Below are 23,157 nucleotides of genomic sequence, written 5' to 3'. Positions count from 1 at the left end.
CCTACGGCAGCACCAAGCGTGCGCCTTTCGCGATCGGTTCTGGCTCAATACAAATCCGTCTAGCGGCGAAACGCGCGCGGCTCGATTCCGTACTTGCGCAGCTTGGCGCGCAGCGTACTCGCATGCAGTCCGAGCAGATGCGCGGCACCGCGTGGACCATCGATGCGTCCGCGGGTTGCGTGCAATGCGCGCCGCAGGTGTGCGGCGATGACCTCGTCGAGCGCAGCGATGCGGTCTTCAGCCGGGGCAACGGCAGAAGCTGGCGCGCCGGCATCGTGACCGGCATGGCCGCCCCCCAGCGCAGCCTCGAGCTCGAGCCGCCGTCCCTCGCCGAGAATCACTGCTCGCTCCAGCACCGCACCGAGTTCGCGCACATTGCCCGGCCAGCGGTAGGCCCGCAGGCGCTCGATATCCTGCTCATGCAGGGGCGGCACCGGCACGCCGAGCCGCCGGGCGGCGCGCTGTACGAAATGACGGGCGAGATCCGGAATATCCTCCAAACGCTCGCGCAAGGGCGGCAGAATCACCGGAAATACCGCCAGGCGATACCACAGATCCTCGCGGAAGCGACCCTGCTGCACCATCGCCGGCAAGTCGCGATGCGTCGCGGCGATCACGCGCACGTCCACCGGGATGTCCCGCTCCCCACCGACACGCTGCACCACATGGTCTTGCAGCACACGCAGCAGGCGAACCTGCACGGCGGGCGCCAGCTCGCCGATTTCATCGAGAAACAGGGTGCCGCCGTCGGCGCGCTCGAACCAGCCACGGCGCAAGCCCGCGGCTCCGGTGAAGCTGCCTTTCTCGTGACCGAACAATTCGGAGTCGATCAGCTCCGGCGGCACGGCACCGCAGTTGACCCGGATGAAGGAAGCCTGATGCCGCCGCGAACGTTCGTGGATCGTGCGGGCGATGACCTCCTTTCCCGAGCCGGTCTCGCCCAGAATCAACACCGTCGCGTCACTGCGCGCGACCTGTTCGACACGCGCCATGACGTGGCGTAATCCCCGTTCGGCGCCGATGACCGGCTCGGACAGACTGCTGCGCCCCAGACGCGCCAGCAGCATCTGGCGATCGGCCTCGGCCGCGTCGCGCTGGCGCTCGACCTCGTGCAGACGCGCCAGCAGCATCTGCGTTTCATCCGCGAAATCCGTCATATATGACGCCCATCAAATATCGATGAATTATTCGTCATATTTGGCGAATTTTCATGCGCATATCGATGTGCGATTAAGATATTAATTTTAAAATCAATATTTTATAGAATATTTCTCGACTGGCACGAATTCTGATTCTTCCTGGGGCAGACCGCCTCGCGGTCGCCTGATCCCGAATCCTCCAGAAACAAGGAAGAACAAAATGAAAGTGCCATTCGCCAGCATCCCCGGCCTCGCAGTGCTGGGGGTTGCGATGCTTGCGCAAGCCCAAGCAGCTGCGGATACCCCGGATAGCCTCGAAGAGCGCCTGCGCATTCTCGAGCGCAAACTGGAACTCGCCGAAGAACAAGCCGCAAACAACGCCCGGGAGGCCCCCGCGATCAAAATCAACGAGAAAGGCGTCGGCATCCAGTCGGCCCAGGGCGACTACGAATTCAAGTTCCGCGGCCTGTTGCAGGCCGACGGCCGCTGGTTCATCGACGACAGGGCGCCGCGCACCCACGATGGCTTTTTGCTGCGCCGCGTCGAGCCGACTTTTGAACTGACGCTGGGCAAGGCCCTGTTCTTCCGCATCCAGCCAAACTTCGCGCCGGACAACGCGACGGTCTCCGACGTCTACGGCGAGCTGCGCCTGTCGCCGGTTTTCTACGTCCGCGCCGGCAAGTTCAAGGCGCCGGTCGTGCTCGAAAATCTGCAGGCCAGCGCCGCCACGGTCTTCAACGAGCGCGGCCTGCCCAACGAGCTCGGCCCGAATCGCGACTACGGCGTGCAGTTCGGCGGCGCGGTGCTGTCGAATACGCTCAGCTACGCCATCGGCGTCTTCAACGGCGCGCCGGACGGCCGCGATGCCACGCAGCAGCCGGAAACCGACAACCGCAAGGAAGTCGCGGCACGTCTGTTCGCCGAGCCCTTCAAGAATAGCCCGGGCTTCTTCCAGGGGCTCGGCTTCGGCGTCGGCGCCTCGCATGGCGAAAAGCAAGGCAGCGCGGCGGCCAATGCAGTGAAGTACCGCACGCCGGGCCAGAACACGTTCTTCAGCTATCTGACAACGGTCGGCTATGACGGCGACGAGACGCGCGTCAGCCCGCAGGCCTATTACGACCGCAACGGCCTCGGCCTGCTCACCGAGTACATCGTGGCCAAGCAAAAGGTCGCGGTCGGCAGCAATCACGAGAAACTCGACAACACGGCATGGCAAGTGGTCGGCAACTACTTGCTGACCAGCGAGGACGCCAGCTATGCCGGCCTCACCAAGCCAAAGCGTCCGATCACCCAGGGCGGCGCCGGCGCCTGGGAACTGGTCGCACGCTACGGCGAGCTCGACGTCGACAACGACGCGTTCCCGCTCTACGCGGACCCGACCCAATCGGCCAGCAAGGCAAGAACCTGGGCCACCGGCGTCAACTGGTATCCGCTTGGCAACCTGAAGATTGCCCTGACGTATTCGCAGACCGGCTTCGATGGCGGCGCCGCGAGCGGCGCCGACCGCGAGGACGAGAAGCTGCTGTTCTCCCGCTTCCAGATCGCATTCTGACGCGAACGCATCATCGAGGAACTCATCATGCTCAAGAAAACCTTGCTCCTGACGCTGACCGCGGCGATTGCGCTGCCGCTGTCCGCGCACGCCGCTTCGTACAGCCTGCTCAACGTCTCGTACGATCCGACGCGCGAGCTGTACAAGGCCATCAACACGAGTTTCGCCGCCGACTACAAGGCAAAAACCGGCGACACGGTGACGATCCAGCAGTCGCACGGCGGCTCGGGCAAGCAGGCCCGCGCCGTCATCGACGGCCTCGACGCCGATGTGGTGACGCTGGCGCTGGCCGCCGACATCGACGCCATCGCCGCGAATGCCAAACTCCTGCCGGCCAACTGGCAGTCGCGCCTGCCGAACAACTCGTCGCCCTACACCTCGACGATCGTCTTCCTGGTGCGCAAGGGCAATCCCAAGCAAATCAAGGATTGGGATGACCTGGTCAAACCCGGCGTCCGTGTGGTCACGCCAAACCCGAAGACCTCGGGCGGCGCGCGCTGGAACTACCTCGCGGCCTATGCGTACGCGCTGAAGAAGAACGGCGGCGACGATACCAAGGCGCGCGAGTACATCGAGGCGCTGTTCAAGAATGTGCCCGTGCTCGACACCGGTGCCCGCGGCGCGACCACGACCTTCGTGCAGCGCGGTATCGGCGATGTGTTGCTTGCCTGGGAGAATGAGGCATTTCTCGCGCTCGAGGAGTTCGGCGCCGACAAGTTCGAGATCGTCGCGCCGTCGATCTCGATCCTCGCCGAACCGCCGGTCGCCATCGTCGACAAGAACGTCGACAAGAAAGGCACGCGCAAGCTGGCCGAGGCGTACCTCAAGTATCTGTACACGCCAGAGGCGCAGGAGATCATCGCCCAGAACCACTACCGTCCGGTCGATCCGGTAGTGGCCGCAAAGCACGCCGGCGACTTCCCCAAGATTCCGCTGGTGACGATCGCCGACTTCGGCGGCTGGGCCAAGGCGCAGCAGACGCATTTCTCGGACGGCGGCGTGTTCGATCAGATCTACAGCCAGCGTTGAAGGCACCCCGATGAGCCCAACCGTCTTTGCACAGGGGCACACCCCCCGCATCGCCCGCACGTCGGCCCGCAGGTCGGTGATCCCCGGCTTCGGCCTGACGCTCGGCTACACCTTGCTGTATCTGAGCCTGATCGTGCTGATCCCGCTCGCCGGCGTGTTTTACAAATCGGCGGGTCTTGGTCTTGAGGGTATATGGGCGATCATCAGCACGCCGCGCGTACTCGCGGCACTGAAACTGTCCTTCGGTGCGGCATTGATCGGGGCCACGATCAACGCCGTGTTCGGCACCCTCATCGCCTGGGTGTTCGTGCGCTACACGTTCCCGGGCAAGCGCTTCTTCGATGCGATCATCGACCTGCCGTTTGCACTACCGACAGCCGTGGCCGGTATCGCCCTCACCGCGTTGTACGCCGGTAACGGCTGGATCGGTCAGTACCTCGAACCTCTGGGGATTAAGGTCGCCTACACACCGCTGGGCGTGATCGTCGCCTGCACGTTCATCGGCCTGCCCTTCGTCGTGCGCACCGTACAGCCCGTACTGCAGGACGCCGAACAGGAACTGGAAGAAGCAGCCGCCTCGCTCGGCGCCAACCGCTGGCAAACGATCACCCGCGTGATCCTGCCGACGGTGCTGCCCGCGGTGCTGACCGGTTATGCCCTGGCCTTCGCCCGTGCGGTCGGTGAATACGGCTCGGTGATCTTCATCGCCGGCAATCTGCCGATGGTTTCGGAAATCGCGCCGCTTTTGATCATCATCAAGCTCGAGGAATTCGACTACGCCGGTGCCACCGCGGTCGCGACGGCCATGCTGATCCTGTCGTTTTTCCTGCTGCTGGTGATCAATGCCTTGCAGGCCTGGGCACGCCGGCGCCATGGGGGTAAACCATGAACACCGTGTCCGATGGGCTACCGCAAAGCCCGCCGCCCTCACCGCCAGGAATCCAGCACCACCCAGCACCGCTGATCGAGCGCAACAGTGCCATCACCGAACCCGCCTGGGTGCGCTGGAGCCTCATCCTCGTCGCCCTGCTGTTCCTGCTCGGTTTTTTGCTGCTGCCGCTCGTCACGGTGTTCGTCGAGGCCCTGCGCAACGGCTGGTCGGCCTACCTCGCGGCACTGACCGAACCAGACGCCCTGGCCGCGATCCGGCTGACGCTGCTGACAGCCGCGATCGCCGTGACGGCGAACCTGATCTTCGGCCTTGCCGCCGCATGGGCCATCGCCAAATTCGAGTTCCGCGGCAAGTCGTTATTGATCACGCTGATCGATTTGCCGTTCTCGGTATCGCCAGTGGTTGCCGGCCTGATCTACATCCTGATCTTCGGCGCGCACGGGTGGGCCGGCCCATGGCTGATGGATCACGGCATCAAGGTCGCATTCGCGGTGCCGGGCATCGTGCTGGCGACGATCTTCGTCACCTTCCCGTTCATTGCGCGCGAGCTGATCCCGCTGATGCAGGAACAAGGTACCGAGTATGAACAGGCGGCCCTGTCGCTCGGCGCTTCGGGCTGGCAGACCTTCTGGCACGTGACCCTGCCCAACATCCGCTGGGGCCTGCTCTACGGCGTGCTGTTATGCAATGCGCGCGCGATGGGCGAATTCGGCGCAGTCAGCGTGATCTCCGGCCACATCCGCGGCCAGACCAACACCATGCCGCTGCACGTCGAGATCCTCTACAACGAGTACCAGTTCTCGGCCGCCTTCGCCGTGGCCTCGTTGCTGGCACTGCTCGCACTGCTGACGCTGGGTGTCAAAGCCTGGCTCGAATGGCGGCATGCCGATCAGCTCGCCGCTACCCGCCGTCACTGAACCGCCATAAGCCCGTTTTCACGACGCCGACCCATCATCGTCAGGACAAATTCATGGATATCCGTATTCGCAACGTCCACAAACATTTTGGGCCGTTCATCGCACTCGGAGGCATCGATCTGGACATCGCCTCTGGCGAGCTGATCGCCCTGCTCGGTCCCTCCGGGTCCGGCAAGACCACGTTGCTGCGCGTAATCGCCGGACTGGAGTTTCCCGATCACGGCCAGATTTTGTTCGGTGGCGTGGACATGGCCAGGCATCCGGTGCGGGAACGGCGCATCGGTTTCGTATTCCAGCACTATGCGCTGTTCAAGCACATGACCGTGTTCGAGAACATCGCCTTCGGGCTGCGGATCCGGCCGCGCAATCAACGCCCGTCGACATCGGCGATCCGCGCACGGGTACTGGAGTTGCTGGATCTGGTGCAGTTGTCCGGACTCGAACAGCGTTTCCCCTCGCAACTGTCCGGCGGCCAGCGTCAGCGCGTCGCGCTGGCCCGTGCCCTGGCGATCGACCCGCGCGTCCTGCTGCTCGACGAGCCTTTCGGCGCCCTCGACGCCAAGGTGCGCAAGGACTTGCGCCAATGGCTGCGCGATCTACACCACAAAACCGGCGTCACGACAATCTTTGTCACCCACGACCAAGAGGAAGCCCTGGAGCTCGCCGACCGCATCGTCATCATGAATGGCGGCGCGATCGAGCAAGTCGGCCCTGTCGATCAGGTCTACGAGCACCCGCGCACACCCTTCGTCTTCGACTTCCTCGGCGGAACCAATGTGATCGCTGCAGAGCTGCGCGGACGCAGACTCTGGATCGGAGACCGTGACATCGCCGTTTTGCACGACAGCATTCATCCATCCGGACCGGTCGATGTTTACGTGCGCCCCGGCGATTTACGGCTGGCCGATGACACGGCGCCGGGCATTCAGGTAGAAATCCAGACCGTCCACCGCGCAGGCCCGATCGTCCGCATCACCGCGCGGACCGAAGCCACCGGGCAGCCTTTGAGCATCGAACTGCCCCATCTGCATCACGATGTCCCCTGCTTTACCGTCGGTGCGCGGCTGCGCCTGCGGCTCATGCAGTTCAGTGTCTACCCTCGCAGCCTGCACATCCCCGAGCGCACGCTCCCGACTCCGATCCTGATCGGACGCGAACGCACGCGCGTACATCCGTACTGAACACGCCAACGCGCTGCCGCCGCCTCCGGCGAAGACATACCGCTTGCAGTACATGGCCAAGAAAGCAGCTTGGCGATGAAGCGTTCGGGTCGGATACCGTGACTTACTGGTCACTGGCTCCAGTCGCGCCAGTGCTGAAACAGCGGCACGAGTGGACGGTTTTGGCGCGACTGATGGCGAGTATGAGGGAGTGGCTGGTTCGAGGCCGAGCTGTAGGACATAGGACAGCCCACCCTCTCCACGGAGTATCCCGCGGTCGCCTCGTACGCACCGGGGAGTTCGGCGGACGTGCTGCGGGTGATCGCCAACCACGACAAGACGCCGTCGCACGTCGTCACGGTATTCCTCGATCGAAGGAAGACCCTCCCATGAAGCTGAAAGTGGGCCAGCAATCCGATGCGTTGTATCTGACCCTGAACGAAGCGCCTGCGAACCGTTCGGAGGAAGTTTCGCCCGGCATCCTCGTGGACTACGACGATCAGGACCGCGTCGTCGGCGCCGAGCTGCTGTATCTGTCGAAACGTGCGCCTTAGACCGACATCCGGCGGCTGCTGTCGAATTGCGCGGATGCCCCCGCGACAAAAGAACAACGGTGGACAACAGTTTGCCGTAAGTTCTTGTTTATGAATCGATCCCCGGCATTAGCGGACAAGGGGCCGGGTGGCTGGTGGTGATGGGTGGAATCGAACCACCGACCTCAGCATTATGAGTGCCGCGCTCTAACCGTCTGAGCTACATCACCATCGGATGCCCCGTTGCGGGGCCGCGCATTCTAGGAAAATGCCGCAAGGCAGGCAAATCTGCCGGGCCAGTTGGCCCGGTCATCCCTGCTGCAAGGCCGGCGACAAGGAGCTGGATCAGCCGCCGCAAGGCGGCGCAAGCGCTCTACATCGCCAACGGCGGCAGACGAACGTTCGGCATAAAGGCCGTGAACGGTTCAAGCGCGGATACAGCCCGGCCGATACAGGCACGTGTCCTTCTGCGCCCCGCCCATGCCAGTGTCCAACCTTGGCCGCATCCTCGACTGGCTCGGCGCATGGCAGCCTTATCCGCTGGCGATGCTGCTCTACGTGGACGTGCGCCACATGCGCAGCATCAATCGCCTCGCCACCTTGGGCGAAGGCGACGAGGTCATCCGGCAGGTCCTGCATGTGATGCAAGAATGGGCCGGGGATGGCGGTCTGGCCGAGCGCGTCTGGAGCAACGAATTCGTCGCGGCCAAGGTGGTCGATCACGGCCAGACCGCGGTCGAGGAAGCCGCAAGACTGCGCGACCGCCTCGCCGGGATCCGCTATGCGTCGATGCTGGGCGACAATCACATCGCCGTATCGATGGGGCTCGTCGCCGTCCAGCCGGGCTTGCGCTGGGATAATCAGATCGCCAATGCCGCCGAGGCCTGCGAGACGGCCAAGCAGCGCGGGCTCAACCAGATCGTCACATTCAACCCCCACTGCGGCACCAACACGGCCACGCTGATCAACGCCAGCCACGTGCTCAATTTTCGCCATTTGATGGGCGCAGGCCGACTATTGCTCGATCCGCAGCCGATCATGGACATTCGCGGCACACGCCCCCGGCTGGCCAAGGCCGAATTCCTGCTGCGCATGGATCAGGATGGCCGACACGTTCCGCTGCCATCCGGGACGATCGAGACCCTCGAGCATTTCGGCTTGTCGTCCGAGCTGGACACCTTCTCCGCCGAGACGGTGATCGGCTGGATCGCGGATCATCCAGAGGCGCTCGCCAGGCTCGATGGCGTCACGCTCAATCTGTCGGCCCAGTCCCTGGTGGATGGCCGCTTCATGAACCGGCTCTACCACGAGGTGCGCGGTCTGCACCTGCCGCCCGGCAAGCTGGGCTTTGAAATCACGGAGACGGCCGCCATCGAGCACCTCGAACTCGCCGCCGACATCATCGAGGACTTCCGCGCCATCGGCTGCCCGTTCAGCCTCGACGATTTCGGCTCCGGATTGTGTTCCTTTGGTTACCTGCATTCGCTCGCCGTCGATACGGTCAAGATCGATGGGCGTTTCATCCGCGACATCGCGCACAACCCGGTATCCCAGGAGATCGTGCGCGCGATCCACCAGGTCGCACGCGCCACCGGCAAGCGCACCATCGCCGAGTTCGTCGACGAGCCACGCAAGCTGGCGATGCTGCAGTGTCTGGGCATCGACTATGCCCAAGGCTGGCTGTTCTACCCGGCGCTGCCGACCGAACGACTGCTGGCGCTGCTGGAGGAAGAAGAGACAAGCCTGGCCGGCGGATAGCATCGATCCAGACCGTTGGCAGCAGCGCCACGGCTGTTGGCGCCAAAGCCAATACGCACCCGTATGTTTGCATCGCAACATACGCTACAGTATGGCCCCGCTTTGAACCCTTTTCCTGCATCCATCTGGAGATTCCCATGCCCCAGTACACCCCGCCGCTGCGCGACATGCATTTCGTCCTGCATGAGCTGCTGGATGCGACCACTGCCCTCAAGCAGCTGCCGCGGTATGCCGACTTCGATGCCGAAACCCTCAACCAGATTCTCGAAGAAGCCGGCAAGTTCGCGAAAGAAGTGATATTTCCACTGAATCAGTCGGGCGATGCAGAGGGCTGTACCCGGCATGCCGACGGCAGCGTCAGCACCCCCAAGGGTTTCAAGGAGGCCTACCGCCAGTTCTGCGAGGCGGGCTGGCCTGCGCTGGCCTGTGAGCCGGATTACGGCGGCCAGGGTCTGCCCGAGCTGGTCCGCAGCGTGCAGTACGAGATGCTCAATTCGGCCAACCAGTCCTGGACCATGTATCCGGGCCTGACCCACGGCGCCTACGCGGCACTGGTAGCGCACGGCACGCCCGAGCAGAAGCAGACCTATCTACCCAAGCTGATCTCCGGCGAATGGACCGGCACGATGTGCCTGACCGAACCCCACTGCGGGACGGATCTGGGCATCCTGCGCACCAAGGCCGAGCCGCTCGCCGACGGCTCTTATGCCATCACCGGCACCAAGATCTTCATCTCCTCGGGCGAGCATGATCTGGCCGAGAACATCGTGCACCTGGTGCTTGCCCGACTGCCCGACGCGCCGGCCGGCACCAAGGGCATTTCGCTGTTCATCGTGCCCAAGTTCCTGCCGCGTGCGGATGGCACGCTGGGCGAGCGCAACGGCGTGGTATGCGGCGCGATCGAACACAAGATGGGCATCCACGGCAATGCCACCTGCGTGATGAATTTCGACCGCGCGCGCGGCTGGATGGTCGGCGAGCCGAACAAGGGCCTGAACGCGATGTTCGTGATGATGAACGGTGCGCGCCTGGGCGTGGGCATGCAGTCGCTGGGACTGGCCGAGGTCGCGTACCAGAATTCCTTGGCCTATGCCAAAGAGCGCCATCAGATGCGCTCACTGTCGGGACCCAAGGCCAAGGACAAACCCGCCGATCCGATCATCGTGCACCCCGATGTGCGACGCATGCTGTTGACCCAGAAGGCCTATACCGAGGCTGCGCGCGCATTCTGCTACTGGGTGGCGCTGATGATCGATCAGGAGCACCACCACCCCGACGAAAACGTCCGCAAAGACTGCGCCGATCTGGTTGCGCTGCTGACGCCGGTGGTCAAGGCGTTCATCACCGACAACACCTTCGAGAGCACCAATCTCGGCCTGCAAGTGTTCGGCGGCCACGGTTTCATCAAGGAATGGGGCATGGAGCAGTACGTGCGCGATGCCCGCATCAACATGATTTACGAGGGCACCAACACGATCCAGTCACTGGACCTGATCGGCCGCAAAGTGCTCTCAGACGGCGGCGCCAGGCTGATGAAGTTCGGCAAGCTGGTCCAGGCTTTCATCGCCGAGAACAACGGCCGCGAGGACATGAAGGAATTCATCGAACCGCTGATGGACCTGGGCAACAAGGTCACCCAGCTCACCGGCGAAATCGGTGCCAAGGCGATGAAGAATCCGGAGGAAATCGGCGCTGCCGCGGTTCCCTACCTGCGCGTCGTCGGCCATCTGGTGTATGCGTGGCTGTGGGCGCGGATGGCGCGCATCGCACTCGACAAGCCCAGCGATGGCTTCTATCAGGCCAAGCTCGCGACGGCACGGTTCTACTTCGCCAAGCTGCTGCCGGAAACGGCCATGCTGATCCGCCAGGCCCGCGCGGGCAGCGCACCGTTGATGGCGCTCGACGCCGCGCTGTTCTGAGCCCACGCGAACCCGCGACCGAAGGGCCGGACGATTCCGGCCCTTTGTCATTACAGATGCGGTTATGCTTGGACGATCCCGATCCGATCCCGACAATGCCGGTACCTGCTCCGATTTGGCGCCGCCTCGCCGCAGCGGTATATGACGGCCTGCTCCTGCTGGGCATCTGGATGGCCGCGCTGATGTTCGACACCATCGTGCGTGACCTGCTCGACGTCGAACGCAGCTGGCCGGCCTTGCGTGCGTATTTGTTCCTGATCGGACTTGCGTTCTTCGGCTGGTTCTGGACCCACGGTGGCCAGACGCTGGGCATGCGCGCGTGGCGGTTGCAGCTGCGGCGTGCGGATGGCTCGCCGCCGCGCTGGCTCGACGCCGCGCTGCGATATGCGCTGATGCTGGTCTGCTGGAGCGTGGTGCTGACGCCGGCACTCCTGCGCCTGCCCGTGCTGGCACGTCTTCCCCATGCCCAGGCCATCACGTTCGTTGCTCTGAGCATCAGCGCCCTGAGCCTGCTCTGGATGCGCCTGGATGCGCGCCGCCGCGGGCCGCAAGACCGCCTCAGCGGCACGGAGGTCGTGGTGCTCCCGGCGAGCTGAACCAGGCGCACCGTCAGCGGGTATGCCGCAGCCGCACCACCGCCAGAGCGGCCATCAGCAGGGTCGGCAAACCCGCGGCCAGCGCCGGTGACCAGCCATAGAGCTGCCCCAGGCTCGCGGTCACCTCATTGACCACATAGAACACCAGGCCGATGAGAATGCCGATCAGCAGGCGCTGACCAGCGCCGCCGCCGCGCTGTGAACCGAGCACGAAGGGCACTGCGAACAGCATCATCGCCATCACGGTCAGCGGCGCCACCAGTTTGCGCCACAACGACAGGCGGTAATTGCGCGCATCAAGACCGTTGTCGCGCATGTATGCGATCAGGCGCAGCAAGCCCGGCGTGGTGAGACTGTTGGCATTGAGCACGAACAGACGGAGCACCTCGGGTGACAGCGAACCAGCCCATTCCATCGTATCGATGCGCTCGGCCTGGATGTGGGTGTCGCCGAAACGGGTCACGCGGACCCCGTGCAGCTGCCAGCGGCCATCGCCATAGGTCGCCGATTCCACGTTCATCACCTGGGTGAGCGCGAGCTCCGGACTCAAGGTGTAAATGTCGACGTCAGCGATCTCGTTCTCGGACCGCAGCGCGCGGATGTGCACGATGTGCGGCCCATCGCGCAACCAGACCGGTCTGGCAGTGACGCTGCCGCCCACCGCATAGCGCGCCTCGGTCTTGTACGCGCGCGCCGCGAGCGTTGCGGCCGGCGCCAGCCAGTCGCCGAGCACCAGCGCGAGGATGCCGAGCAGCGCACCGGCCGCGAGCGTCGCCCGCCCCAGATGCAACAGCGTGACGCCGGAAGCGCGCATGGCGTTGATCTCGTTCTGCGCGGCGAGCGCACCGAGCCCCATCAGCGTCCCCAACAGCGCAATGATCGGCATCAGCGCATACAGACCGGAGGGGACCATCATCAGCGTGTACCACAGCAGCTGCAGCATGCCAAAGCCCCCCTGCCCGACTTCATCGATCTCGGCGACGAAACTGATGAAGGTGTAGATCGCCACCAGGGCAAATCCGGTGAGCGCGGTAAACCCGAGAATCGTGCGCACCAGGTAACGGCTGAGCAGGCTCATGGGCGCAGCCTTGGCCAGAGGTTGAGGCGGCGGGCGACGAGCCACAGCGCCCAGGCCAGGATTGCCGCATGCACCCACCACAGGCCCAGCGCCGACGGCACCATGCCCTTGGCGATCCAGGCCTGTCCCAAGCCCAGTAGCTGCGAATACAGCAGGTAAGCCAGAACCCCGATCGCGACCTTGCCATAGCGGCCCTCGCGTGGCGCCACATGCGCGAGCGGAACTGCGAGCAGCGTCAGAATCAGAACGGAAATCGGCGCCGACAGCCGCCAGGCGAATTCGGCATGGTCACGAAGATCTTCGGATGCGAGCAGCTGCGCCGTCGGCAGCAAGCGCCGCTTTGCGCTGACATACAAAAACTCCGGCGGTGACACGCGCGTCGTGAATGCATCGAACTGCATGACATCGAAATCCGCCGCACCGGGCTCGCCGTGATAGCGGTATCCCTTGCGCAAAACCACCGTGCGTTCGCCGCTGACCGGATCGGTCGATTGCGTTCCGGAGCGTGCGGTCAAAAAACCGACCCCTTCTTTTTCGACCACCTGTGCAATCACAGCGCCGAGCTCGCTGCCGTCGGCGCTCATGCGTTCGGTATAAAACACCGCGCGGCCGTTCATCACCGATTTGAAGCGCCCCTCCTCGAAAGGGTTGAACTGGATCAGGCGGGCGGCGTTTTTCACGAGATAGTCCGCCGTGCGCCCGGCCCACGGGCCGATCTGGAACGACAAAGCGGCTGTGAGCAGCGCGAGCGCAACCCCGAGCAGAAAGAACGGGCGGTACAGTGCACCCAAGCCGACGCCGCACCCCATCATGGCCGCCACTTCGTTGTCGCGGTAAAGCCGGCCGAGCGACAGCATGATCGCCAGCATCAGCGATACCGGAATCAGGATCACCAGATACTGCAGACTCGACAGCGCCACGACCTTGAACAACAGCTCGCGCGGCAGCTCGCCGGCGGCCGCCTGGGCCAGGAACCGGGCAAAGCGTGTCGACAGCATGATCGCCAGCAGCACGACAGTGACCGCGAGCCAGGAAGTGCCGGCCTCGCGCAGCAGATAGCGGTCCAGAATCGACAGTCTCATGGCGCGGGCGTGGCGTTCATGTACTGATTATGCCTGCTTGTCGCGGAGCCCTCTGCGCGGCCCGCAGGTCTGCCCGATACAATAGGCCATCGCCAATGCGGCGGGACGGCGCATCGGTCCCGGTTATTGGATGCTCCAAGACCCCATCCGGATGTCGATGCAGCCCATGCCGGGCCGTGATTCCGACTTTCCGGACGCTTCCAGAGACGCTGAAACATGGACTATTCCGTCAAAAGCGGCAGCCCCGAAAAACAGCGGGTCGGCTGCGTCATCGTCGGCATCTATGACCGACGCAGCCCGTCGCCGGCGGCCGCGGTGCTCGATACCGCGAGCGGCGGTGCCATTTCCGCCGTGCTGCGCCGCGGCGACATGGACGGCAAGCTCGCAACGACGCTGGTGCTGCACAATATTCCCGGTGTGCTCGCCGATCGGGTGATGCTGGTCGGCCTGGGCCGCGAGCGCAGCTTCGACGAGAGTGCGTTCCGCAAAACCGTCGCGGCGTCCTCGCAGGCCTTGCGTGCCACCGGCGCGATCGACGCGGTTTCTTACCTCACCCACCTGCCGGTCAAAGGCCGCGATTTCCGCTGGAACGTGACCCAGGCGGTGCTCGCCGCGGAAAACGTCTTTTACCGTTTCGATGAATGCCGCGGCGCCAAGGCGCGCGAGGAGTTGCCGGTCTACAAACTCGAACGCTACGTATTCGACGTACCGCGCCGCGCCGATCTTCCGGCCGGCGAGCGTGGGCTGACCGAGGCTCTGGCGATCGCCAAGGGTGTTGCCTTGACGAAGAATCTCGGCAATCTGCCGGGCAACATCTGTACCCCGACTTATCTCGCCGAACAGGCCAAGGCGCTCGCCACCCGCTACCCGATCAAGACCCGGATTCTCGAGCAGGCCGACATGGAAAAACTCGGCATGGGCGCCCTGCTCTCGGTCGCCAAGGGTTCCCGCCAGCCGCCCAAGCTGATCGTCATGGAGTATCTGCACGGGCGGAAAGATCAAAAACCCATTGCACTGGTCGGCAAGGGGCTGACCTTCGACGCCGGCGGCATCTCGATCAAGCCCGCGGCCGGAATGGACGAGATGAAATTCGACATGTGCGGCGGCGGTGCCGTGCTCGGCACGATGACCGCGGCTGCCGAGCTCAAGCTGCCGATCAACCTCGTCGGCATCGTTCCGGCCGCGGAAAATCTGCCGGATGGTCAGGCCAACAAGCCGGGTGACATCGTCACCAGCATGGCGGGTATCACGATCGAAGTCCTCAACACGGATGCGGAAGGGCGATTGATCCTCTGCGACGCCCTCACCTACGCCGAAAAAACCTACGCGCCCGAGGTGTGCATCGATATGGCCACCTTGACCGGCGCCTGCGTCGTCGCCCTCGGCGGCGTCGCCAGCGGCCTGATGACCAACACCCCGTCCCTGGGGCGGGCGCTGCTCGCCGCCGGCGAGGAGATCGGCGACCGCGCCTGGGAACTGCCGCTGTGGCCGGAATATGAGGAGAACATCAAAAGCGAATTCGCCGACATCGCCAACATCGCCACCCAGAACAGCCGTGACGCCGGCGCAATCATCGGTGCCGCCTTCCTGCACCGCTTCACCCGCAAGATGAAGTGGGCCCACCTCGACATCGCAGGCACGGCGTGGACCGGCAAGAAGGCATCGGGCCGGCCGGTGCCGATGCTGGTGCAGTACCTGCTGAACGTCGTCGCCCAGAACGAGCAGGATTGAGAATTGCCGGCGATGCCCGCACAATCCCGCCGACTGCAAAAAAATACTGGCTTGCAACGGCGGACCGGGGTCCGCCGGGCCGCGTTCGAACGGGGGGACACGAATGGACGTACCGATGCTTGCCGCCTGGCAGCGCAGGCAGGCGCCCATCCGCCGCTTTGACATCGTCCTCGGAACCGGCGTAGTGCTCGCAGCCTACGTCATCCTCGACGCCGGCTGGCGCGATGCGCTCAAAGCCGCGCTCGTGTTCATGCTGGGCGTCTTTCCCCTGCGCCACTTGCTGCAGGGACGCAGCCAGCGCATCGCCTATGGCGTCTGGGCAAGCCTGTTTGCACTCGACATTGGCATCAAATCCTTCCTCATCGAGTTTTACGAAACCAAACCCGATGCGGTCTTGATCATCGAGGCGATCGGTAACACCACCCGCGCCGAGACCGTCGAATTCATCCGGCAGTATGGGCCGATGCTGCTGCAATATGCGCTCGCCGCTGCGCTGGTGCTGGGCCTGCTGCTGCTACTCGCGCCGGACACCCCCCCGTCCTGCGCACGCAAACCCCGCTGGGCGGTTGCCATACTGGTGCTGTTCCTGGGCCTGCACGCCAACCCGACCTTCTCGCGCGCCAATCCGGCCGTGTTCTGGCCCGCGCAGATCCCGCAGTACTGGGAATTTGCAGAGCAAGTGGAGTCTTTGGCTGACAAGCGCCTCATCGCCGAGCAGAAACTGTCGCTGTGGGCGCCGACCTATGTCGGTCCCGATGAGCACACCGTCGTCGTCGTCGTCGGCAAGAGCACCAATCGCTGGAACTGGCAACTGTATGGCTATCCGCGACCGACGACGCCGCAGCTCATGCACGCAGCCCGCGATGCGCTGGTGTTCCGCGATGTCATTTCCGCGACATCAGGCACGGTGGCGTCCTTCCGCCTGATGCTGACTCCGGCGGAAATCGACAAGCCGCTCGACGACGAAGCCGAGCCCAGCGTCGTCTTGCTCGCCAAGGCAGCGGGTTACAAGACGTTCTGGATCTCCAACCAGCACGACCGTTTCATCAACCCGCGATACGCCGAGGAAGCGGATGTCGTCCACCTCGTCAATGTCGGCGGGCGCCGCGGCGACCGCAAGCTCGACGAGGGTCTGCTGCCGTATTACGCTGCGGCGCTGCGCGACCCGACACCGCGCAAGATGATCTTCGTCCATCTGCTCGGCGCCCACCCGCATTACGAACTGCGCTATCCGGACACATTCCGCTATTTCTCAGACGGCAACGATCCCGTCATGACCCTGATGCGGCAGCAAAACCGCTCCCCCTGGGTCCGCCTGCAGCGCAACCTCTACGACAACGCCATGCGCTACCAGGATCATGTCATCGCCCGTCTGCTGCAGGACTTCAAGGCGCAAATCGGCGCAGGATCCGGCGCGTTTTTGTTCACTGCCGACCACGCGCAGGAGGTCGGCCATACGCGCGATTTCGCCGGACACTCGCTCAGCGAAGCCGGCTTCACCGTCCCCCTGCTGATCTGGCTGTCGCCGCCGCTCCCCGCGGCAGTATCCTCGGCACTCGAACACCGCCCGTTTCAAACCGATGTGCTCGACTGGACGCTGCTCGAGCTCGCCCATATTCGCACCGCTTTCGATCAGCCGCACTTGAGCCTGGTCAGTGCCCACTTCGTCCCGCAGACCCGGCTGATCGGCGGCAAGCCATACGCCCCATCCTCGCGTAACCGTCATTAATGACGGTCTTGCCGACATGACCCGCATCGATTTCTACATCCTGCCGGAGATGGCCGGCCCAGCAGACAGCGCGGTGCTGACCGCATGCCGGCTGTGCGACAAGGCAACCGCCGCCGGCAAGCAGGTCTATGTCCATGCCGATGCGGCGACGGCGGAAGACATCGATGGCGCATTGTGGAGCTTCCGGCAGGGCAGCTTCATCGCCCACGAGCTTTATCATGGGCAGGCACTCGCAGAACCGCTGCCTGCGGTGCTGATCGGTGTCGTCGAACCGCCGGACAGCCACCACGACATCCTCGTCAACCTCGGCCGCGAGGTTCCGGATTACTTCAGCCGTTTCGAACGTGTGCTCGAAATCGTCGCCGGGGATGCCGCCCAGCGGGCCGCCGCGCGCGAGCGCTACAGGTTCTACCGCGACCGCGGCTATCCTTTGAACAGCTACGAGCAGAACGCCGCCGGGGCCTGGGTACAGCGCGCACGCTGATCGCCAGCCCAATGCACACGCATCGAATCGGTGCCGCCGTACGAGCGCGTCCGGCCGCTCCGTTACAATTCCGCCTCGATTCATCGGCCGACACCCCGGCGCTTTTGCATGGGCCGTCTGCCGGCCCCGACCCCACGATGACGATGGACAAGACGTTCGACCCCAAGCGTATCGAAGCTCACTGGTGCGAAGTCTGGGAAAAAAACGGCTACTACACGCCAGAGACGGTCGCCAAGCTGCGCGGCGTCGATCGCGCCAGCCTGACGCCCTACTGCATCATGATTCCGCCCCCCAACGTCACGGGCACGCTGCACATGGGGCATGCCTTCCAGCACGCCGTGATGGACGCGCTGACGCGCTATCACCGCATGCGGGGATTCGATACGCTGTGGCTGCCCGGCACCGACCACGCCGGCATCGCCACCCAGATGGTCGTCGAGCGCCAGCTCGCCGCGCAGGGGATCAAGCGCACCGACCTCGGCCGCGAAAAATTCCTGGAAAAAGTCTGGGAATGGAAGGAATACTCCGGCAATACGATCACCATGCAGATGCGGCGCATGGGCAATTCCGTCGACTGGACGCGCGAGCGTTTCACGATGGACGAGCAGCTCAGCCGCGCCGTCACCGAGGAGTTCGTGCGGCTGTATGAACAAGGCCTGATCTATCGCGGCAAACGCCTGGTCAACTGGGATCCGGTGCTGCTGACCGCGATCTCGGATCTGGAAGTCGAAAGCCGCGAGGAAAAAGGCAAGCTCTGGTATTTCCGGTATCCGCTCGCAGACGGATCCGGACACCTGACGGTAGCGACCACCCGTCCGGAAACGATGCTCGGCGACACGGCCGTCGCCGTCCATCCGGAAGATGCGCGTTACCGTCACCTGATCGGCAAGGCCGTGCGGCTGCCGCTGTGTGATCGCGAGATCCCGATCATCGGCGATGACTACGTCGATCGCGAGTTTGGCACCGGCGTGGTCAAGATCACGCCCGCACACGATTTCAACGACTATGCGGTCGCAGCGCGCCACGGCCTGCCGCTGATCAACGTGTTCACGCCGACGGCACACATCAACGATGCCGCCCCGCCGGCCTATCGCGGCCTCGACCGCTTCGATGCCCGCACGCGCGTAGTCGAGGATATGACCCGGCTCGGGCTGGTCGAGAAAATCGAGGAGCACACGCTCAAGGTTCCACGCGGCGACCGCACCGGCGTCGTCATCGAACCCTATCTGACCGATCAGTGGTTCGTGAACATGAAAGGCCTGGCCAAGCAGGCGCTCGATGCCGCGCACAGCGGCCGCATGCGCTTCGTGCCGGAGAACTGGATCAACACCTATCGCCAGTGGCTGGACAACATCCAGGACTGGTGCATCTCGCGCAACCTGTGGTGGGGCCACCGCATCCCGGCGTGGTACGACGAAGCCGGGAACGTGTACGTCGGTCGCAGCGAGGCCGAGGTCCGCACCAATCCCAAATACGCAGGTCAGCTCAGACCCGATACGCCGCTGCGCCAGGACGAGGACACCTTCGATACCTGGTTCTCATCGGCGCTCTGGCCATTCTCGACCCTGGGTTGGCCCGAGCAGACCGAAGACCTGAAACGCTGGTACCCCACCAGCGTGCTGGTCACCGGCTTCGACATCATCTTCTTCTGGGTCGCCCGCATGGCGATGATGGGTCTGCACTTCATGGGCGAGGTGCCGTTCCGCGAGGTCTATATCACCGGCCTGGTGCGCGACGCCGAGGGCAACAAGATGTCCAAGTCCAAGGGCAACATCCTCGACCCGCTGGATTTGGTCGACGGCATCGGCCTCGAAGATCTCGTCGCCAAGCGCACCACCGGCCTGATGCAGCCGCAAATGGCGGCCAAAATCGAACAGGCCACGCGCCGGCAGTTCCCGAACGGCATCGAGCCGGTAGGCGTGGATGCGCTGCGCTTTACCTTCCTCGCGCTCGCGTCCACCGGCCGCGACATCCGCTTCGATGCATCGCGTGCCGCCGGCTACCGCAATTTCTGCAACAAGATCTGGAATGCGGCGCGCTTCGTACTGATGAACACCGAAGGCCAGGATTGCGGTCGGGACGCCGCGCTGCCCTGCGAGCTGTCGGTGGCCGATCGCTGGATCGTCTCGCGTCTGCAGAAGGTCGAAGCCGAAGTGGCCGAACACTTCAAGACCTACCGCTTCGACCTGCTCGCGCAAACCCTGTACCAGTTCGTCTGGAACGAGTTCTGCGATTGGTATCTGGAACTGAGCAAACCGGCGCTGCAGCACGGCAGCGCAGCAGCGCAGCGCGGCACACGCCGCACCCTGGTGCGCGTGCTCGAAACGACGCTGCGCCTGCTGCATCCGCTGATGCCGTTCATCACCGAGGAAATCTGGCAGCGGGTCGCACCGCTCGCCGGCAAGGCCGGGCCCAGCATCATGCTGCAGCCGTATCCGCAACCCGAGCCGGACCGGATCGACGAGGCCGCCGAAGCCGATATCGACTGGCTCAAGCGCTTCATCCTCGCCGTGCGCCAGATCCGCGGCGAGATGGATATCGCCCCCGGCAAAACGCTGCCATTGCTGCTGCAGGACGCCGACGCCAGCGATCGCGAACGCGTGGCGCGGCTGTTGCCGAGCATCCAGTTTCTGGCGCGCGTCGAGGCCCCGCGTGTGCTCGCCGCGGGTGAGGCCGCACCACAATCGGCTACCGCGCTGGTCGGCACCATGCGCCTGCTCGTGCCGATGGCGGGCCTGATCGACAAGCAAGCGGAACTGGCACGCCTGTCCAAGCAGATCGCCAAGCTTGAAAGCGAGCTCGCCAAGACCACGGCGCGCGTGGAGAATCCCAACTTCGCCAAGGCGCCGGAACACGTGCAGCAGCAAACCCGTGAACTGGCCGCCAAGCAGCGTCAGGATCTCGACGCGCTGCGCGCCCAGCACGCGCGCATCGCGGCGCTGTAAATCGCCGCGATCGGCGCTGATCGGCCGGGCTTACGGCGTGCGCGCACGCACGATACGCAGGTCGGGCTTGGCCTGACTCCCGCGGGGCGCGACCGGACGTGCGGCCGCTCCCCGCTCGATGCGCTCGACGCAGTCGTTGAGCGTCTGGCTGATCAGGGTCTGGTTGCGGATCATCTCGATGCGCGGCCAGGTCGCGCGCTCGCCTTCGAGCATGAAGCGCTTGACCGATTCCATCGACGGATTGGCGGTGACGTTGGCGTAACGCCACAGGCTCACTTCCGGAAGGATGTTGATGTTGCCGCGGTATTCCTGATCGAGAATCGACGACGCCGCATCGAGGGTGCGGCGCAGTCCACCGTCCGGGAGATTGTGCCGCACCCAGTCGACGATGCCCTTGGACTGATGAAGCACGCTCGACAGCGCATAGTGACGGGTGGAGTCGAGCACGCCCCCTTTGCCTGGCTCGCGCCGCGAAATGAACGGTAATACGTGCGGGTTGGTCTGACTGACGATGAAATGGTTGACGTTGTGGAGCCGGCGCATGCGCAGGATCGGTAGATCCGACTTCAGCGAACCATCGTTCCAGCGCAGCAGCGGCATGTAGGGCACACGCTGGCCACGCTCGTCCTGGGTCATCAGCATCACCGGCGGGAACAGAATCGGCACCGCACAGGATGCGAGCACTGCCTCGTGCAGATACAGATAAGGGAAAGTCAGGTAGTTCAACAGACGCGGCGGCTGGTTCACGCCTGCCGGTGAGACGGTGATGTTGATGACCCGCCCGGAACGTTGATACGCCTGCTCGAAAGTCAGATCGCGCACGTTCGCGGCGATGGCCTTGCGCAGCTGGTTCTGATCCATCACCGAGCGGTTGCGCAGCATCTCGCGCCACGGCAGGATGCGCCAGAAGTGGTAATACGCCGCCTCGGGATCGAGCAGTTCTTCGACTTCGTCGGGCGCGCGCGTGCCGACCGTCGCACAAACCACCGAACCGGCGCTCGATCCGGACATGATCGGCGGCACCAGTCCTTCACGATAAAGCGCCTTGACGACACCGACGTGGAACAAACCCAGCGTCGCGCCGCCCGACAACATCAGCGCCGAGCGGCCATAGCTTTGCGCCAGCTCCCGAAAGAACTTTGGCTTGTCCGCCTCCGGAAACTCGGGGGATTGCAGGTCGACGAGAAACTCCAGTGCCGATGCGATCTCGTTGACGTAGTCGTGGATCAGATGCTTGGTGCCGACGCGTGCGTATTCGTACAGCCGCGGATTGCCGATGTTGCCGAGATTCCAGTGCAAGCCTTGCCGCAGGTGATGCACCAGCTTGGCGATCTGCCCCTCCTCGCGGTATTGCCGCACCTGGCGCAAGCGCGCGCGGATCAGTCGCCAGTCGTAGTCGTCGGACGTATCGTCCGCACGCCAGTCGTCGCGACCTTCGATCCGGTCCAAGGCCTCGGCCGCCTCGCGCCAGGACGCATAATCCGTGGCGAAACGCATCGCGTTGAGCAGATTCCGCTTTTTACGGTCCACCACAGCCTCATCGATCGTTGTTGGGACACGGCGTATGGTGGAACGCCAGGGGTGGGCTGGCAACCCGGCAGTAATATTTTCCCATTGCACCGATCGCGGCATTCGCTGCCGTTCGTCTGCTCATTCAATACACTGCCCGGGTTTACCGACGTCGGAGCATGACATGGGCTCGCCGCTACAGCAGGCGCTGCACAAACTGGACACGATCATCCTCGGCAAACACACCCAGTTGCGTCTGGCGATGGCCTGTCTGCTCGCGCGCGGGCATTTGTTGATCGAGGACATTCCCGGCGTCGGCAAGACGACGATGGCGCTGGCGCTCGGTCGCGTGCTCGGCCTCGAGTTCCAGCGCATCCAGTTCACCTCCGATCTGCTGCCGGCCGATATCCTCGGGGTATCCGTCTACGAATCGCGCGAGGGCGGCTTTCGCTTCCATCCGGGGCCGATTTTTGCGCAGCTCATCCTCGCCGATGAGGTCAATCGCGCGAGTCCGAAGACACAATCGGCTCTGCTCGAGGCCATGGAGGAACGTCAGGTCACGGTCGAGGGCGCCACACGCAAACTGCCGGAGCCGTTCTTCGTGATCGCGACCCAGAACCCGGCGCAGCAGATCGGCACATTCCCGCTACCGGAATCGCAACTCGACCGCTTTTTGATGCGCATCGCCCTGGGATACCCCGACCCGCAGGCCGAACGCGCGCTGCTGCAGGAACGCGAGCGCCGGGATCTGCTGCAGGAAATCGCACCAGCGATGACTGCCGCCGAGCTGATCACCCTGCAGCAAAGCGTGAAACAAGTACGCACTTCGCCGGCGTTGATCGATTACCTGCTCGCGCTAATCCAGCACACCCGCGAACTGCCCGGACTGCGTCAGGGGCTATCGCCGCGTGCCGGGCTTGCGTTGCGCCGCGCCGCGCAGGCCTGGGCGCTGATCGACGGGCGCAGCGGCGTGATTCCGGAAGACGTGCAGGCCGTCTTCGCCGCCGTGGTCGGTCACCGTCTCGTCGCCGCCCCCGAGCGCGCCGGCAGCACCCCGACCGCCGAGGAAATCCTTGCGCAGGTCGCGGTTCCGTGACCGCGCCG

The 23,157-nt window shown here is 64.1% G+C and carries 18 protein-coding genes and 1 tRNA gene; 14 read left to right on the top strand and 5 right to left on the bottom strand.

The genetic code is table 11. The features are described from left to right. Positions 1-59: 59 nt before the first annotated feature. Positions 60-1,157: a sigma-54 interaction domain-containing protein gene (locus BMZ48_RS05660; RefSeq protein ID WP_091532788.1), complete on the bottom strand. Its 1,098-nt coding sequence runs from the start codon at positions 1,155-1,157 to the stop codon at positions 60-62. Between the two features lie 202 nt (positions 1,158-1,359). Between BMZ48_RS05660 and BMZ48_RS05655 the strand changes: the two genes are divergently transcribed. From BMZ48_RS05655 to BMZ48_RS05630, 6 genes are all read left to right on the top strand, one after another. Next, positions 1,360-2,691: an OprO/OprP family phosphate-selective porin gene (locus BMZ48_RS05655; protein WP_091532786.1), complete on the top strand. Its 1,332-nt coding sequence runs from the start codon at positions 1,360-1,362 to the stop codon at positions 2,689-2,691. A gap of 27 nt (positions 2,692-2,718) precedes the next feature. Then, positions 2,719-3,720: a sulfate ABC transporter substrate-binding protein gene (locus BMZ48_RS05650; protein ID WP_091532784.1), complete on the top strand. Its 1,002-nt coding sequence runs from the start codon at positions 2,719-2,721 to the stop codon at positions 3,718-3,720. Positions 3,721-3,730: 10 nt separating this feature from the next. Beyond that, entirely contained in the window at positions 3,731-4,609 is an 879-nt protein-coding gene (cysT, locus tag BMZ48_RS05645; RefSeq protein ID WP_200769533.1) for a sulfate ABC transporter permease subunit CysT, read from the top strand. Beyond that, positions 4,606-5,529, top strand: coding sequence for a sulfate ABC transporter permease subunit CysW (gene cysW, locus BMZ48_RS05640; protein ID WP_091532780.1), 924 nt, complete (start codon positions 4,606-4,608; stop codon positions 5,527-5,529). The genes cysT and cysW overlap by 4 nt, the downstream gene beginning before the upstream one ends. 53 nt (positions 5,530-5,582) lie before the next feature. Then, the gene (locus BMZ48_RS05635) at positions 5,583-6,710 is read left to right on the top strand and encodes a sulfate/molybdate ABC transporter ATP-binding protein (protein WP_091532778.1); all 1,128 of its coding nucleotides are present in this window, start codon (positions 5,583-5,585) and stop codon (positions 6,708-6,710) included. A 368-nt stretch (positions 6,711-7,078) separates the two neighbouring features. Continuing rightward, entirely contained in the window at positions 7,079-7,243 is a 165-nt protein-coding gene (locus BMZ48_RS05630; RefSeq protein WP_091532776.1) for a DUF2283 domain-containing protein, read from the top strand. Between the two features lie 132 nt (positions 7,244-7,375). Here BMZ48_RS05630 and BMZ48_RS05625 read toward each other — a convergent pair. Continuing rightward, positions 7,376-7,452, bottom strand: a tRNA-Met gene (locus tag BMZ48_RS05625). Between the two features lie 250 nt (positions 7,453-7,702). Here BMZ48_RS05625 and BMZ48_RS05620 point away from each other — a divergent pair. The 3 genes from BMZ48_RS05620 to BMZ48_RS05610 all read left to right on the top strand — a co-directional run bounded on the left by BMZ48_RS05620 (position 7,703) and on the right by BMZ48_RS05610 (position 11,495). Next, complete coding sequence (locus BMZ48_RS05620; protein ID WP_091532774.1) at positions 7,703-8,980, top strand: EAL domain-containing protein; 1,278 nt, start codon at positions 7,703-7,705, stop codon at positions 8,978-8,980. 137 nt (positions 8,981-9,117) lie between these two features. Beyond that, on the top strand, positions 9,118-10,899 hold the full coding sequence (locus BMZ48_RS05615; RefSeq protein WP_091532772.1) for an acyl-CoA dehydrogenase C-terminal domain-containing protein: 1,782 nt from the start codon (positions 9,118-9,120) through the stop codon (positions 10,897-10,899). 95 nt (positions 10,900-10,994) lie between these two features. After that, entirely contained in the window at positions 10,995-11,495 is a 501-nt protein-coding gene (locus BMZ48_RS05610; RefSeq protein ID WP_159431097.1) for an RDD family protein, read from the top strand. A gap of 13 nt (positions 11,496-11,508) precedes the next feature. Here the strand turns inward: BMZ48_RS05610 and lptG are convergent, their stop codons facing one another. Then, positions 11,509-12,573: an LPS export ABC transporter permease LptG gene (gene lptG, locus BMZ48_RS05605; protein WP_091532768.1), complete on the bottom strand. Its 1,065-nt coding sequence runs from the start codon at positions 12,571-12,573 to the stop codon at positions 11,509-11,511. Continuing rightward, positions 12,570-13,655, bottom strand: coding sequence for an LPS export ABC transporter permease LptF (gene lptF, locus BMZ48_RS05600; RefSeq protein WP_091532766.1), 1,086 nt, complete (start codon positions 13,653-13,655; stop codon positions 12,570-12,572). Before lptF ends, lptG begins: the two co-directional genes overlap by 4 nt. A gap of 216 nt (positions 13,656-13,871) precedes the next feature. Here lptF and BMZ48_RS05595 point away from each other — a divergent pair, with 216 nt between their 5' ends. The 4 genes from BMZ48_RS05595 to BMZ48_RS05580 all read left to right on the top strand — a co-directional run bounded on the left by BMZ48_RS05595 (position 13,872) and on the right by BMZ48_RS05580 (position 20,544). Next, positions 13,872-15,386, top strand: a complete 1,515-nt coding sequence (locus BMZ48_RS05595) for a leucyl aminopeptidase (RefSeq protein ID WP_091532764.1) — start codon at positions 13,872-13,874, stop codon at positions 15,384-15,386. 103 nt (positions 15,387-15,489) lie between these two features. Then, positions 15,490-17,115 (top strand): phosphoethanolamine transferase, encoded by a 1,626-nt coding sequence (locus BMZ48_RS05590; protein WP_091532762.1) that lies wholly within the window; start codon positions 15,490-15,492, stop codon positions 17,113-17,115. Between the two features lie 16 nt (positions 17,116-17,131). Continuing rightward, on the top strand, positions 17,132-17,599 hold the full coding sequence (locus BMZ48_RS05585; RefSeq protein WP_091532760.1) for a DNA polymerase III subunit chi: 468 nt from the start codon (positions 17,132-17,134) through the stop codon (positions 17,597-17,599). 143 nt (positions 17,600-17,742) lie between these two features. Then, positions 17,743-20,544 carry a valine--tRNA ligase gene (locus tag BMZ48_RS05580; RefSeq protein ID WP_091532997.1) on the top strand — a complete coding sequence of 934 codons (2,802 nt, stop codon included), beginning with the start codon at positions 17,743-17,745 and terminating at the stop codon, positions 20,542-20,544. A 30-nt stretch (positions 20,545-20,574) separates the two neighbouring features. Here BMZ48_RS05580 and BMZ48_RS05575 read toward each other — a convergent pair whose 3' ends face one another. Further along, positions 20,575-22,074 carry a DUF3336 domain-containing protein gene (locus BMZ48_RS05575; protein WP_234981536.1) on the bottom strand — a complete coding sequence of 500 codons (1,500 nt, stop codon included), beginning with the start codon at positions 22,072-22,074 and terminating at the stop codon, positions 20,575-20,577. Between the two features lie 163 nt (positions 22,075-22,237). Here BMZ48_RS05575 and BMZ48_RS05570 point away from each other — a divergent pair, with 163 nt between their 5' ends. Beyond that, positions 22,238-23,149: an AAA family ATPase gene (locus BMZ48_RS05570; RefSeq protein ID WP_091532756.1), complete on the top strand. Its 912-nt coding sequence runs from the start codon at positions 22,238-22,240 to the stop codon at positions 23,147-23,149. The last annotated feature ends 8 nt before the right edge of the window (positions 23,150-23,157 follow it).

Source organism: Fontimonas thermophila (assembly GCF_900113085.1).
In the GTDB taxonomy this organism is placed as follows: Bacteria; Pseudomonadota; Gammaproteobacteria; order Nevskiales; family Nevskiaceae; genus Solimonas; species Solimonas thermophila.
Note: the sequence above shows the minus strand (reverse complement) of the source record. Positions and strands in the feature narration are given on the sequence as shown.

Bases quoted from the DNA above. Each gene is read 5' to 3' on its own strand.
- BMZ48_RS05660 (WP_091532788.1), bottom strand. From the start codon at position 1,157: ATGACGGATTTCGCGGATGAAACGCAGATGCTGCTGGCGCGTCTGCAC.
- BMZ48_RS05655 (WP_091532786.1), top strand. From the start codon at position 1,360: ATGAAAGTGCCATTCGCCAGCATCCCCGGCCTCGCAGTGCTGGGGGTT.
- BMZ48_RS05650 (WP_091532784.1), top strand. From the start codon at position 2,719: ATGCTCAAGAAAACCTTGCTCCTGACGCTGACCGCGGCGATTGCGCTG.
- cysT (WP_200769533.1), top strand. From the start codon at position 3,731: ATGAGCCCAACCGTCTTTGCACAGGGGCACACCCCCCGCATCGCCCGC.
- cysW (WP_091532780.1), top strand. From the start codon at position 4,606: ATGAACACCGTGTCCGATGGGCTACCGCAAAGCCCGCCGCCCTCACCG.
- BMZ48_RS05635 (WP_091532778.1), top strand. From the start codon at position 5,583: ATGGATATCCGTATTCGCAACGTCCACAAACATTTTGGGCCGTTCATC.
- BMZ48_RS05630 (WP_091532776.1), top strand. From the start codon at position 7,079: ATGAAGCTGAAAGTGGGCCAGCAATCCGATGCGTTGTATCTGACCCTG.
- BMZ48_RS05620 (WP_091532774.1), top strand. From the start codon at position 7,703: ATGCCAGTGTCCAACCTTGGCCGCATCCTCGACTGGCTCGGCGCATGG.
- BMZ48_RS05615 (WP_091532772.1), top strand. From the start codon at position 9,118: ATGCCCCAGTACACCCCGCCGCTGCGCGACATGCATTTCGTCCTGCAT.
- BMZ48_RS05610 (WP_159431097.1), top strand. From the start codon at position 10,995: ATGCCGGTACCTGCTCCGATTTGGCGCCGCCTCGCCGCAGCGGTATAT.
- lptG (WP_091532768.1), bottom strand. From the start codon at position 12,573: ATGAGCCTGCTCAGCCGTTACCTGGTGCGCACGATTCTCGGGTTTACC.
- lptF (WP_091532766.1), bottom strand. From the start codon at position 13,655: ATGAGACTGTCGATTCTGGACCGCTATCTGCTGCGCGAGGCCGGCACT.
- BMZ48_RS05595 (WP_091532764.1), top strand. From the start codon at position 13,872: ATGGACTATTCCGTCAAAAGCGGCAGCCCCGAAAAACAGCGGGTCGGC.
- BMZ48_RS05590 (WP_091532762.1), top strand. From the start codon at position 15,490: ATGGACGTACCGATGCTTGCCGCCTGGCAGCGCAGGCAGGCGCCCATC.
- BMZ48_RS05585 (WP_091532760.1), top strand. From the start codon at position 17,132: ATGACCCGCATCGATTTCTACATCCTGCCGGAGATGGCCGGCCCAGCA.
- BMZ48_RS05580 (WP_091532997.1), top strand. From the start codon at position 17,743: ATGGACAAGACGTTCGACCCCAAGCGTATCGAAGCTCACTGGTGCGAA.
- BMZ48_RS05570 (WP_091532756.1), top strand. From the start codon at position 22,238: ATGGGCTCGCCGCTACAGCAGGCGCTGCACAAACTGGACACGATCATC.